Genomic DNA, 13701 nt, shown 5'->3' on the forward strand with positions numbered 1-13701 from the left:
GTCCCCGGCCGGGCGGTCAGGTCCGCGTCCCGCAGCAGCGTGCGCCGGCCGATCGCGCAGGTGAGGCCGGATCGGCTTCGCAGTCGCCCCCACCGGCAGTTCCGGGATCGGGCCGGTGCCCGGATATCACTCGAACGGGTGTCGTGTGCTGGGATCTCTGCTCGGGAACCGGCCGTTCTACGGGGTGCGGGGGCAGAACTCGGCCGAGAGCAGGGCCGGTTCGAGGCCCGGGTCTGCAATCCCGCTCGTGTTCACCCGGAAGGTGAGGACGCGACGACCGTCGATGGTGGCCGCGGTGCGCACGTAGCTGCCGGATATGCGGCCGTTGTGCCCCCACACCGTGGTGCCGCACGGCAGCTTCACGGGGTAGATGCCCATGCCGTACTCGCCCTGTGCGGCACGGGTGTTGAGCATCTCGCGCCGTTGGTCCGGCGGGAGCAGCTCACCGCCCAGCAGGGCCGCGTAGAAGCGGTCCAGGTCGGCGAGGGTGCTGACCAGCTCGCCCGCCGCGCCGGCCGCGCGCGGGTCGAGTTCGGTCACATCGGAGCCGTCGGTGGCGTAAGCACGGCCGTGCGGTGAGGGGAGCGACATGCGGGAGCCCGGGAAGGAGGTGCCCGTCAGACGGAGCGGAGAGATGATCCGGCGCCGGATCTCGGTGGCGTACGAAGCGCCGGTGACCTGCTCGACGACCATGCCGAGCAATACGTAGTTGGTGTTCGAGTAGGCGAAGCGGCCGCGGTCGGCCGGGGGGTGGGTGAGAGCGATGCGTACGGCCTGAAGCGGGGTGACGGGGAAGGCTCCCTCGGTGTCCCGGGTGAAGTCGTAGAGACCGCTGGTGTGGGTGAGCAGGGCACGCAGGGTCAGCGCGCGGCCGTCGTTGCCCGCTCCGCGGACCACACCCGGAAGGTGATCGTCCACGGAGTCCGACAGGGACAGCCGGTGCTCGGCGGCCAGTTGGAGGACGACCGTCGCGAGGAACGTCTTCGTGATGCTGCCGGCACGGAAGTGGTCCTCGCGGCGGATGGCGGTGGCGGGGCCCGGGGTGGTGGCGGGGCGGGACGCGACAGCACTCCCGTCGTCCGGGGCGGAAGTGGCCGGCGGGCGGGAAGGGGCGGAGGCGGTGGCGCCGGTGCCGGCTTCGGCATGGGCGAAGCGGGTACCCGACTCCTCGCGGGCCAGGAGGGCCGCGGCCGGGGCCTTTCCCCGGGTGACGAGCAGCGCGAGAGCCGCGTCCGTCGGCGTGGCCGTGCGGGCGGATGAGCCGGCCGGCGCGAGGGCGAACAGGGCGACGGCCAACGGAATGGCCACGAGTGTCCGGCGTGTCCGGTGCTGCGGCATCGCGGTCCTTCCTTGTCGGGTCCCATCATGTGGGACGGCCGGGGAAGCGTGTCGGGCGGTACCCCGGTGCGGGCGGCCGTCGAGGCGGGTGCCGTCCGGGCCCAGGGGCACCCTGGGCGTTGGGAGGTCCATGCGTGAGGGACAATGGAGGCTCTGTCAGGGCGGGTTGCATGAGGGGACGCATGTCGGAGGCGGAGCAGACGGGAGCATCCCGTCAGGACAAGAGCGGACGTCTCCTCGCCGGGCGGTACCGGCTGGGAGTTGTACTCGGCCGCGGCGGCATGGGCACGGTGTGGCGCGCCGAGGACGAGACCCTCGGCCGCACGGTGGCCGTCAAGGAGCTGCGGTTCCCGTCGAGCATCGACGAGGACGAGAAGCGGCGGCTGATCACACGGACGTTGCGTGAGGCCAAGGCGATCGCCCGGATCCGGAACAACGGCGCGGTGACCGTCTTCGACGTGGTCGACGAGGACGACCGGCCCTGGATCGTGATGGAGCTCGTCGAGGGCAAGTCGCTCGCCGAGGTGATCCGGGAGGACGGGGTGCTCACGCCGACGAGGGCCGCCGAGGTGGGCCTCGCGATCCTCGACGTGCTGCGGGCGGCACACCGCGAGGGCATCCTGCACCGGGACGTGAAGCCGTCGAACGTGCTGATGTCCGATGACGGCCGGGTCGTGCTGACCGACTTCGGTATCGCACAGGTGGAGGGCGACCCGTCCATCACCTCGACCGGCATGCTGGTCGGCGCGCCCTCGTACATATCGCCGGAAAGGGCGCGCGGTCACAAGCCCGGACCCGCGGCCGACCTCTGGTCGCTGGGCGGGTTGTTGTACGCGGCCGTCGAAGGCGTGCCGCCGTACGACAAGGGTTCCGCGATCGCGACGCTCACCGCCGTGATGACCGAACCGGTGGAGCAGCCGAAGAACGCGGGCCCGCTGGAGAAGGTGATCTACGGCCTGCTCGCCAAGGATCCCGGCCAGCGGCTCGACGACACCGGTGCGCGCGCGATGCTCAACGAGGTGATTCACGCGCCCACATCCCCGGTGACCGGGCCGGAGGCACCCGACGCGACGAAGGTCGTGGCGATGCCGCCGGTGCCGGACGAGGGACCGGGCAGGGACGGTTCCGCGGGCTCCGGAGGCAAGCGGGGCGAAGAGGCGGGCGTTCGACTGCGCGGGGCGCTGCGCTCCGTGCGGAAGGCCGCCACGGCGGCGGGCGCGGCGACGGCCGCGGCAGCGGCCAACGCGCGAACCAAGTCGGGCGGTACGCGCGCTCCTGGCTCCGCCGACTCTTCGGGTGCGGCGGGTTCTTCGGGTGCGGTGGGTGGCTCCGGGGCCGATGGTGTGTCCGGTGCTGGGGGATCTGGCGGCGCCGGTAAGTCGGCGTCGGCGTCGGCCGGCGTGGGTGCTCCGGCTTCGGGCAAGTCCGGTGTGTCTGGGCTGGGTACGGCCGCGGGCGCTGGTGTGTCTGGGCGGGGTAAGGCCACGGGTGCCGGTGCGTCTACCTCGTCCGGTGCGTCCACCTCGTCCGCTGCGGGAGGCTCCGGCAGGTCCGGCGCGTCCACCGCATCCGGTGGGTCCGGTTCGGCCAAGACGGCCGGCGCGGCGGGTGCCGCGGCTGCTGCGACTGCCGTGGCCCGCACTGGCGCCGGTACTGGCACAGGTACCGGAACCGGCACAGGTACCGGAACCGGCACAGGTACCGGCACCGGTTCTCCCAAGGCCGGCGCCCGGGATGGTGCCACCTCGGTTTCGAACCAGGGTGCTGGGCCACGGACTTCGGGCTGGCCCGACGTTCCCCCGGCGCGGCCGCGCCCCGTGCCCCGGGCGCCGCTCACGGACGTGGTGCCGCGGCGGACGCTGGTGATCGTGGCGGTGGTCGTCGTCCTCGCCGTCCTCGGTGCCGTGCTCGCCCTCACCCTCGGCGGTGACGACGGCTCGTCCAAGGACACCAAGAACGGCGACTCCAAGGCTGCTTCCAGCGGGGCGACCGCGGGCAGCGCCGACAAGGACAAGGATTCCGGCTCGCACACGGACAGCGGCGAGAAGGCCGGTTCCGCGTCGGGCTCGGACGGCTCGGGCAAGGACGCGGAAGCCGGCAGCACGCCGAGCGCGAGCGCGAGCGCGGACGACGATGCGTCGGGTGGGTCGGGCGGGTCCGGCGACGACGGTTCGGCGTCGGGCGAGGACACCGCCGTAACGACGTACAAGGGCGATCAGGGGTTCTCGATCGGGCTGCCCAAGGGGTGGAAGTACCAGTCCACGAGTGCGGCCGGGGTGCGCTTCGCGGGTCCCGACGGGCAGAAGCTCCTGGTGGGCTGGACGTCCACGCCCAAGAACGACCCGGTGGCCGACTGGAAGAACCAGGAGAAGTACATGACGCGCTCGCAGTACAAGCGGGTGCGAATAGAGAAGGTGGACTACCGCGGCTGGAACACGGCCGACTGGGAGTTCACCTATGTGGACGGCGGGACGAAGTACCGGTCGATCGACCGTGGGTTCGTCGTCGACTCGGACCTCGGATACGGCCTGATGTACACCGCCAAGGACGCCAAGTGGGGCAGCGATCTGCGCAAGAGCACCTGGCAGACACTGACCAAGACGTTCAAGCCGAAGTCGTGAGGCCGGCTCGCCTCCGGGTTCTGGCCGTGGTTGTCGTCGCGGGCTTGACGTCGGCGTCGTGACGGCCAACCCCGGGGTGTCGAGGGCCGGCGGGGTGCGGGTGGACAGACCGCAGGGGATTGTTCAGCGGTCTGTGTGCGAGACGGAGTTCGGGGGCGTGAGATCTTGCATCCCCTCTTTGCGGGTTGCCTCCGGCACGTATCGTGAGTGGTTGCGGACCGTACGAAGCCGGAACGGAACGCAACCCGAACGGAATTGACCACCGGGCGGCCGGGGGAGGCGTCGTGGACGACTACGCGGGACGGGTACTCGCTGACCGCTACCGCCTGCCGCTGCCGCCGTCCGACGAGTACGAACTCGCCGAGACCCGGGCCTTCGACACGTACAGCGGGCAGGAAGTCCTGGTCAGGCAGGTGCCGTTGCCGGAGGTCGTCGAGGCCGAGGTACTGGACGCGGACGGACTGCCCGAGGGGTTCGTGGCGCGCGAGGGCGCCCTCGGCGGCCGGGGCCGCTCCGGCGCCTCCACGCGGACCGCGAGCCGGCCCGCCGAACCGGCCGTGCGGCGCGCGATCGAGGCCGCGCAGGCCGCCGCCTCGATACCCGACCATCCCCGGCTCGACCAGGTCTTCGACGTGTTCGCCGAGGGCGGTTCACTGTGGGTGGTCAGCGAGTTGGTGGCCGCGCGGCCGCTGGCGGCGCTGCTCGCCGACAAACCACTCACGCCGTACCGGGCGGCCGAGGTCGCCTCGGACGTCCTGATGGCCCTGCGGGTCCTGCATGCGCACGGCTGGGTGCACCGGAATGTCACCGCGCGCACGGTGCTCATCTGCGACGACGGCCGTGTGATGCTCACCGGTCTGGCGGTCGGGGCCGCGGAGGAGGCGCTGTGCGGTTACGACCCGGTGCCGCCAAGGGACTTGGAGTCGCCCGGCAACGGTCCCGCGGGGCCCGGCGGTCCCGGCCCCGGCCGGGCGACGGTCGGTTCCGCCGCGCCCGGTGGCGGGAGCGGTGGCGCGCAGGCGGTGGACCCCGAGGCCGCGCGACGGGCGGCGATCGAGGCGCGGGAGAAGGGCATCGAGGCGCGTGCTGCCGGTGCCGAGGCCCGTGCGGCGGACGGCCCGCGCGGTGGAGTACCGGCCCTCGGCAGCGGTGGCGTTGAGCCTGAAGCCGGTGACGACGCCAGGGCGGCACGGGCCGGGGCGATCGCCGCGTACCGGGCGGGCGCCCGTGCCGCGGCGCGCGTGCACGAGGCGCAGCGGGGTGCCCAGGCGGCGCTGCCCGCGCCACGTCCCACCCCCGCAGGCGACGAAGCCCCGACGGCCCCCGGTTACGGCGTCGACGCACCGCGGAACCCCGCCCGCGGTGTCGAGCAGACCTCAAGTGGCCCGTCCCCGGGCCGGATAGCCGACCCCTACGGAGTGGGGCGCGGCAACCCCTGGCACGGAGCCGTACCGCGCGGTGGTGTCGGTGGCGAGGTCCAGAACGGCCGCAGCGCGTTGCACGGAGGCGGCCATGAGCAGGGGCGTACCGCGCTCCCGCCTTCCACCGCCACGGGTGTGCCGCCCCAGAGCCGACAGGCTCCTCACCAGGCGCAGCCGCGCACCGGCGGTCCGCAGGCATCCCCGGAGCCCACCGGCACCGCCACCCGCTGGGACCACCTGACCGCCGGGAGCGCGCCCCGCCGCGGGCCCGCCACCGCGCTCGCCGCCGAGCGGGCGCGGCAGGCGAGGATGGCGGTGGTCGGCCCGGTGACCGAGCGCTGGGCGCCCGAGCAGGCGGGCCCGGTGCACGAGAACTGGCAGCTCGCCGCGCCGATCGGTCCTGCGACCGACCTGTGGGCGCTCGGGGCGCTGCTCTTCCGCGCCGTACAGGGGCACGCGCCCTACCCGGAGGAGAACACCGCCGAGCTGGTGCAGCTGGTGTGCGCGGAGCCGCCCGCGTTCGCCGAGGAGTGCGGCGCGCTGCGGCCGGTGGTGGAGTCGTTGCTGCGTCAGGACCCCACCGAGCGGCTCGACTTCGAGGAGCTGCGCGGCTGGCTGCGCTCGCTTGTCCGGTCGGCTCCGGAGCCCGAGGCGGGTGCGCACGTCATAGCGGCGCCGCCCGTCGACCCCAGGCGGCTGCCGATCGTACGGCGTCGGGGCGAGCTCGTCCGCAGGCGTCGCGCCGGGCTGCCGGCGACCAGCCCGCACGCCCGCCACAAGCGCGCCAAACAGGGCCGGGCACCCAAGCCCCGGCAGCTCGGGCGGAATCTCGTCCTGCTGGTGCTGCTTCTGCTGGCCGCCGCGATCGCCTACGCGATGTACTTCATGCCGAAGTCCGCGCCGGGTGACCGTACGGGCGGGGAGCGGACCGGGGCCGCCGGGGATGTCAGCCCCGCGCCCGCCACCAGCGCGGACGGCAAGGCGAGCAGTGAGCCGCGTCCCGACCAGACCTCCCCGGGCGGGAACAAGAGCCCTTCCGGCTCCTCCGGTTCGACGCATTCGAAGCCGGCCGACGACCCGGATGTCGCCCAGGGCTTCACCCTGCGCAAGGATTCGGCGGGCTTCCGTGTCGCCGTCGCGCGCGGCTGGGACCGCGCCCCCAAGAACGGGCGCGGTCAGGTGGTGTACTCCCATGGCGACTTCGACCTCATCGTCGTACCGGGGCGGGACAGCACGAGCGCGTACGGCAGCGATCCGATGGCGTATCAGCGGGAAAAGGAGCCGGAGTTGCAGCCGTTCCGCGACTCGACCTGGGCCACGTCCAGCGGGATGCGGACGATCGACGTGGGCGGCCGCACCATGGTCGAGGGGCAGTTCACCTGGACGGACGGCCAGGGGCGTGAGCTGTTCGTGCGCAATCTCGTGGTCGTCGTCGGCGGGCGTTACCACGTGGTGCAGCTACGCGGCCCGGAGGCCGAGCGTGACGAGGTGACACGGCTGTACGAGCAGGCGTCGGCGACCTATCAGGTCACCGGCTGAGCGTTCTGCCGCGCCGTTCCGTACTCGTGTTCGCACCTTTTGCCGTGCTGTGACGTGTAGTTGTCCCAGCGGTTCCCGTCTGTACGCGGAAGGGATAACCGTCACAGTGCGGTCTCCGTACGACCGCGCCGGTTCCCTGAGGAAGGGCCGGGTCCTTAGTCTGACCTCGTCAAGACCATTGCGGGGAAACGTGAATCAGATGCAGGGCCTGCTCCTCGCGGGCCGCTACCGCCTTGTCGACTCCATCGGCAGCGGGGGCATGGGGCGGGTGTGGCGTGCGCACGACGAGGTGCTGCACCGGGCCGTCGCCGTCAAGGAGTTGACCGCCGCGCTGTACGTCACGGACAGTGACCGCGCGGTCCTGCTCGCCCGGACCCACGCCGAGGCACGGGCCGCCGCCCGGATCAACCACTCGGCCGTCGTCACCGTGCACGACGTCCTCGAACACGACAACCGTCCGTGGATCGTGATGGAGCTCGTCGAGGGCAACTCGCTGGCCGACGAGGTCAAGGAACAAGGACAGATCGAGCCCGCCGAGGTGGCGCGCATCGGGCTGTGGGTGCTGCGCGGGCTGCGGGCCGCGCACGCCGCCGGGGTGCTGCACCGCGATGTGAAGCCGGGCAACGTCCTGCTGGCCGCCGACCGCCGGGTCCTGCTCACGGACTTCGGGATCGCGCAGGTCGAGGGCGATACGACGATCACGCGCACCGGCGAGATCGTCGGCTCGGTCGACTATCTCGCGCCCGAGCGGGTGCGGGGCCACGACCCCGGCCCCTCCTCCGACCTCTGGGCGCTCGGGGCCACGCTGTACACGGCGGTGGAGGGGCGGTCGCCGTTCCGGCGCACCTCGCCGCTGACCACGATGCAGGCGGTGGTCGACGAGGAGCCCACCGCGCCGCGCAACGCCGGTGCTCTGGAACCCGTGATCAGGGCTCTGCTGCGCAAGGATCCCGCCACCCGGCCCAGCCCGGAGGAGACCGAGCAGATGCTCGCCGAGGCCGCGGAAGGGCGCCGGCCGCGCGCGGCCCAGGCGTATGTGCCCACGCAACATGTGGATACGGGACGTGTGGCTCCGGGCCATAAGGGAGCGGGGGCAGGGTACGGCGGGGCCAGCCACACAGGGGCGGGCCACACGGGAGCCGGCCACACGGGCTCCGGCCACACGGGGTCCGGCCACTCCGTCGGGTCCGCAGCGGAAGCCCGTGGCGCTCTTGGGGCGACGACCCATGTGCCGGGACACCAGGCGCCGGGCCTCGACACTCCCGGGGGGACGCTGCCGGGGCCCTTCCCCGCGTACAGCGACTCCACCGGAGCTCCTGGCGGCGCTTCCGGTGCGCCGAGGAAGCGGCGACTCGGCCGTACTCTCGCCGCCGTGGCGGTGCTGGCCGCACTCGCCGGCGGCGGCGGTGCACTGGCCCTGCACTACGCGGACGGTGCGGGACAGGGATCCGGTACCTCGACCTCCGGCTCCAGTGCGGGACAGCAGCAGGCCGGAGCCGTCCCCGGCGACTGGGTGCGGATCAACGACGTCGAGGGCTTCAGCCTCGCCCTGCCCAAGGGCTGGAAGCGGCAGGCCAACGGCACCCAGATCGACTACACACCCGACGGCGGCAAGCACTTCGTGCGCATAGCCGTGGACGACTCGCCGGACTTCGACAACTCCTACGTCCACCAGCTGGACCTGGAACAGCAGTTGAAGAAGCTGCAGAACTACAAACGGGTGAGCCTCCAGTCCAACACCTACCGCGACCGCCCGGGATCCCTGTGGGACTTCACGTGGACCGCGGGCAAGGACACGGCCTTTCCCGGACCGCGCCGAGCCATCGAGCAGACGTATCTCGGCCGCGACGGTGTCGAGTACGCGATCTACATGTCGTCGCCGGTGGCCGACTGGGACACCGCGCGCGAGCAGTTCGACGCGGTGCTGCGAGGGTGGCGGTCGGAGGCGGAGTAGTACGGCAGCGGCAGGATCCGGCGCCCTGCACTGCCTGAACGCCAGTCGGCACCGCCCCCCCGTGTCACATGTCGGCCACCTCGTACCGCCGCCCCCGGAAGGCGCTCATCCGGTGCGGCATGATGGGGCGCATGGGGACCGAGGGGGAGAACGTCCGCGTCATAGCGGGCCGTTACCGGCTGGAGGCCAGGATCGGCCGGGGCGGAATGGGCGTCGTCTGGCGTGCCACCGACCAACTCCTCGGCCGTCAGGTGGCGGTCAAGGAGCTGGTGCTCGACGACTCGCTCTCGGCCGGCGAGGCCATGATGCAGCGGGACCGCACGCTGCGCGAGGCCCGCGCGGTCGCCCAGCTCCGGCACGCGCACATCATCGTCGTGCACGACGTGGTCGTGGACGACGAACGCCCGTACATCGTCATGGAGTTGATCGTCGGCGGTTCGCTCGCCGACCGGATCTCCCGAGACGGCCCCGTCGACGCCCCCGAGGCGGCTCGCATCGGCATCGATCTCCTCGGCGCGCTGCGCAGCGCGCACGAGGCGGGTGTCCTGCACCGGGACCTCAAGCCCGCGAACGTCCTGATGGAGGCCGGCACCGACCGCGTCGTCCTCACCGACTTCGGGATCGCCCAGGTCGCGGGCGCGACGACGCTCACCGAGAGCGGGGCCTTCGTCGGCTCGCCCGAGTACACCGCGCCCGAGCGGATGTCCGGGGCCAGGACGGGCCCGGAGGCCGACCTGTGGTCGCTCGGCGCGCTGCTGTGCACGGCGCTGAGCGGTGCGTCACCGTTCCGCCGCGACTCGTTGGGCGGCATCCTGCACGCGGTCGTCGTCGACGAGATCCGGCCGCCGGCCCAGGCCGAGCCGCTCCTGCCGGTCGTACGCGGGCTGCTGGAGCGCGATCCGGACCTCCGGCTGGACGCGACGGAGGCGGAGCGGTTGCTGCGCGCGTTCCTGGATACGGGTCGCACGCCACGGGCGTCGTCCGGGTACACGCCGACGCAGCGCGATGTGGCACGGCGCAAGCCGGTTCCGGCGTCCCCCGCCCCCACGGCTCCCACGACCGCCTCCGCCCCGGCCGACCGGCCGCCCTCGAAGCAGTCCGCGCACTCCGCGCGAGGCGTGCTGATCGCCGCCGCGCTGGTCGCCGCCATGGCCGGGGCGGGCGTGTCCGCCGCGGCGCTGCTGATGAACAAGGGCGGTGACGGCGGTGATACGCCCACGAGTTCGGCGCCGCACAGCGCGCCCGCCCCGCCCCGTCCGACGAAGAGCGCCCCGACACCGACGACGTCCGCCCCCACGCCCACGGTCACGGTCACGAGTTCGGGTGTCGTGGCGCCCGCCTCCCGCAAGGCCCCCTCGGGGTACCGCCTCGCGCAGGACCCCGCCGGGTTCTCGCTCGCGGTGCCGGAGGGCTTCACGCGCGAGGCGCAGGGTGAGCGGACCTTCTATCTCTCGGCGGGCGAGACCTTCCGGCTCGGCATCAAGACCACCGATCCCGAACCGGACGGACCGACCGCCGTGATGCGCCGGGCGGCCGCCAAGGGGCCGTCCACGAACCCGGGATACCACGACGGCCGCGTCACCGCGACCACGCACAACGGGTACCCGGCCGCGCTCTGGGAGTTCAGCTGGGGCGGCTTCACCAAGGCGGAGGGGGCGCGGCACACGTACGACCTGTGCTGGGAGCAGGACGGGCGGATGTACGACGTGTGGGTGTCGGCGCCGGTCGGCAAGGTCACCGAGTCGAAGGAGTACTTCGACGTCGCGGTGGACACGTTCGTGCCGTAGTGAACGGGACACGTTCGTGCCGTAGTGAACGGGACCCGTTCGTGCCGTGGTAACGGGACCCGTTCGTGCCGTAGTGAACAGGAGATGGTCGTACCGTAGTAAACGGTAGATAAGGGATAACCCGCGTCACGGGTCTGTGACCGGAAAGCGACCGGGGTGGATCCCGCGCGGCCCGCCGCGATATGCATGAGGCCATGAGCAGCAACGGGGGAGCCCCTTACGGATCCGACGAGCCAACGAGTTTCGATCTGCAACCGCCACGGCCTGGCGTGCCCGCGCAGCAGGCCGGCGGTCCCGGGCAGCAGTCCGGTCCTCCCGGACAGCAGCCCGGGGTGCCTTATCCCGGAAACCCGTACGCGGCCCCGACCCAGTTCGTGCCGCAGCACGAGGCTCAGCAGCCCCAGCCCCAGCCCCAGCCCCAGCCTCAGCCCCAGCATCAGCCCCAGCGGGGACCGGAACAGTCGCGGCCCGAGGAGCACGCCCAGCCGTCGCACGACCCGGGCGCCGGCCGTCTGATCGGCGGCCGCTACCGACTGCTCGCCAAGCTCGGCCACGGCGGCATGGGCACGGTGTGGCGGGCCAAGGACGAGACGGTGGACCGCGAGGTCGCCGTCAAGGAGCCCCGCGTACCGGACCATCTTTCCGAGCGCGAACGCGCCAACGCCTTCGAGCGGATGCGGCGCGAGGCGCGGGCCGCGGCCAGGCTCGACCACCCGGCCGTCGTCAACGTCCACGACGTCGCGATCGTCGACGGGCAGCCGTGGATCGTCATGGAGCTGGTGCGGGGCCGCTCACTGGGCGACGCGCTCCAGGAGGGCACCCTCGGGGTGCGCGAGGCGGCCCGCGTCGGCCTGGAGGTGCTCGGCGCCCTGGAGGCCGCCCACGCGGCGGGAATCCTGCACCGTGACGTCAAGCCCGACAACGTGCTGCTCGGCCGCCACGACCGCGTGGTCCTCACCGACTTCGGCATCGCCCAGATCGAGGGCGAGACCAATCTGACGGACACGGGCGGCTTCGTCGGCTCACCCGAATACATCGCTCCGGAAAGGGTGTTGGGCCAGCGCCCAGGCCCGTCCTGCGACCTCTGGTCGCTGGGCGTGGTCCTGTACGCGGCCAGCGAGGGCGTCTCCCCGTTCCGTCGCAGCAACACCCCCGCGACCCTTCAGTCCGTCCTCAACGCCACGCCCGCGGCCCCCGCCGCGGCCAAGGGGCCGCTCGCCGAGGCGATCAACGGACTGCTGAACAAGGACCCGGCCCGTCGCCCCGTCGCCGCCCAGGTCCGCCGGCTTCTCGAGGAGGCCGCGAAGCCCCCGCAGGAGACCCAGGTCGTCCAGATCACCGTCCCGGGCGGCAAGGGCATCAGACTCGGCCGCAAGGCGTGGGCCGGCGTGGGCGCGGCGGTCCTCGCGGTGGCGGTGGCCGCGTATCTGGTGGTCGCGAACCCGTTCGCCGGCCCGCTGCCGGACGGCTGGAAGCAGCGGGAGGAGAAGGCGCTCGGCGCGTCCCTGGCCGTACCGGCGGGCTACCAGCCGGTGCGTCCGGAGAAGGACGACTCGGACCAGAACTGGGTGACGTACAGCGACTGGAGCGGCAGCATCCGGATCGGCCTGAAGCTGGCGAAGAAGTCCGAGGACAGCAGCAACGAGATCAAGGGGTCCTCCGCGGCCGAGATGTACGCCGACGACGGAGAGTTCAAGACCAACGGGGCATACGAGCTGGACATGCCGGAGAGCCCGAAGACGTCCCCGCGGTCGACCACGTACCACGGCAAGAAGTCGGCGGAGAACACGGTGGTCTACATGACCACCGACAGCCAGGACCCGCGCCCCCGCGAGCTGAAGATCTTCTACTACAAGTCCTCCGCCACCGGCGACATGTACAAGCTCACGGTCAGCTACCCGGGCAAGGGCGACTTCACCGACCGGGGCCGCGAGGTCGCGAGGACGGCGATCGCGAATCTGGAGATCGACAAGCTGTAGATCGACAAGCTGTAGACGGGCCGGCCGTAAGGGGCGCGGGTTCTGGGCCGGGTGGCTCAGGCGAGCTTGGCCGCCTGAGCCTTGACCAGGTCGGCCGGGACGTCGTAGTCGGAGGCCTTGGCGTCGTCGGCGAAGGCCGCCAAGCTCATCGTGTAGTACGTGGCGATGCTGTCGCCGTGGCGCACGACCTCGCCGTGTACCAGGTACTTGCCGCCGTCCGCGACTCCGGTCACGGCGAACGCCAGTGACTCGTCGCCGGTGCCCGAGGCCTTCTCGGCCTCGACCTTGGAGAACTTCTGGGTGTCGCCGTGCGCCGTGGCCTTGAACCCGCTCGAGCAGCCCTTGATCGCCTCCGCGACCGACGTCATGGTCTTCTGCGCGCCCTCACCCTCGTACGAGGAGAGCGAGACGAACGTCGCCGTGGTGCCGAGGGAGTCGTGGATCGAGTTCATCGCGTCCTCGAACTCGTCGTCCGTCATATCCTCCAGACTCTTCGTGGAGGACGCGCTGGGCGAGGCGACCTGTTCCGTGGCCAGGCGGTTGACGTAGGCGGACGAGTCCCCGGGTGCGAAGCCGGTGACGACGTACGCGACCGGCGCGCATTTCTGGTCCACGACCTTCACGTCGTCCTTGGAGGACGCGAACGGCTCGGCCTCGTCCGCCGCCCCGATCTTGTAGCCGTCCACATCGCCGGTGGCGATGATCCGCTTCTTCAACTCGGCTTCGGTGAGCGCCTTCGCGGCGGTCGTCGGCTTGTCGGAGCCCGCGGCCTTGTCGCCGTCTCCGGAGCCGGACCCGCTGTCGGAGCAGCCGGTGGCCAGCGCGAGCGAGAAAGCGGACGCGACCACTGCTATGCCGGCGCGCGACAGCGTAGATCTCTTCATGTCGAGGATGTTCCTTCTGCTTCCTGAGCTGTGATCAAAAGGTGAATGGACTATGCGGCCAAGGTCAAAGAGACGTCAAATTCCCAAGTCCGGTGCGTCCTGCGGCGCGTTGGGGAGCACGAGGATTCCGGCGACGTCCAAAAGCGACCGACCCTCGACCCTCACGTTGACCACCCCG

The 13701-nt window shown here is 71.9% G+C and carries 7 protein-coding genes; 5 read left to right on the top strand and 2 right to left on the bottom strand.

What is annotated here, in order from left to right; genetic code table 11:
- Window positions 1-177: 177 nt before the first annotated feature.
- On the bottom strand, window positions 178-1338 hold the full coding sequence (locus ACFVYF_RS27710; RefSeq protein WP_389459647.1) for a serine hydrolase domain-containing protein: 1161 nt from the start codon (window positions 1336-1338) through the stop codon (window positions 178-180).
- Window positions 1339-1520: 182 nt separating this feature from the next.
- Between ACFVYF_RS27710 and ACFVYF_RS27715 the strand changes: the two genes are divergently transcribed.
- The 5 genes from ACFVYF_RS27715 (at window position 1521) to ACFVYF_RS27735 (ending at window position 12639) form a co-directional block, all read left to right on the top strand.
- Entirely contained in the window at window positions 1521-3959 is a 2439-nt protein-coding gene (locus ACFVYF_RS27715) for a serine/threonine-protein kinase (protein ID WP_389459893.1), read from the top strand.
- A gap of 284 nt (window positions 3960-4243) precedes the next feature.
- A complete protein-coding gene (locus tag ACFVYF_RS27720; protein WP_389459649.1) occupies window positions 4244-6919 on the top strand; it encodes a protein kinase in 2676 nt (891 codons plus the stop codon).
- Window positions 6920-7118: 199 nt separating this feature from the next.
- A complete protein-coding gene (locus ACFVYF_RS27725) occupies window positions 7119-8873 on the top strand; it encodes a serine/threonine-protein kinase (RefSeq protein ID WP_389459895.1) in 1755 nt (584 codons plus the stop codon).
- 131 nt (window positions 8874-9004) lie between these two features.
- A complete protein-coding gene (locus ACFVYF_RS27730; protein WP_389459651.1) occupies window positions 9005-10660 on the top strand; it encodes a protein kinase in 1656 nt (551 codons plus the stop codon).
- 194 nt (window positions 10661-10854) lie between these two features.
- On the top strand, window positions 10855-12639 hold the full coding sequence (locus tag ACFVYF_RS27735) for a serine/threonine-protein kinase (protein WP_389459653.1): 1785 nt from the start codon (window positions 10855-10857) through the stop codon (window positions 12637-12639).
- 56 nt (window positions 12640-12695) lie between these two features.
- Here ACFVYF_RS27735 and ACFVYF_RS27740 read toward each other — a convergent pair whose 3' ends face one another.
- Window positions 12696-13523, bottom strand: a complete 828-nt coding sequence (locus ACFVYF_RS27740; protein ID WP_389459655.1) for a hypothetical protein — start codon at window positions 13521-13523, stop codon at window positions 12696-12698.
- Window positions 13524-13701: the final 178 nt, after the last annotated feature.

This window comes from Streptomyces sp. NPDC058274 (assembly GCF_042881375.1).
GTDB lineage: Bacteria > Actinomycetota > Actinomycetes > Streptomycetales > Streptomycetaceae > Streptomyces.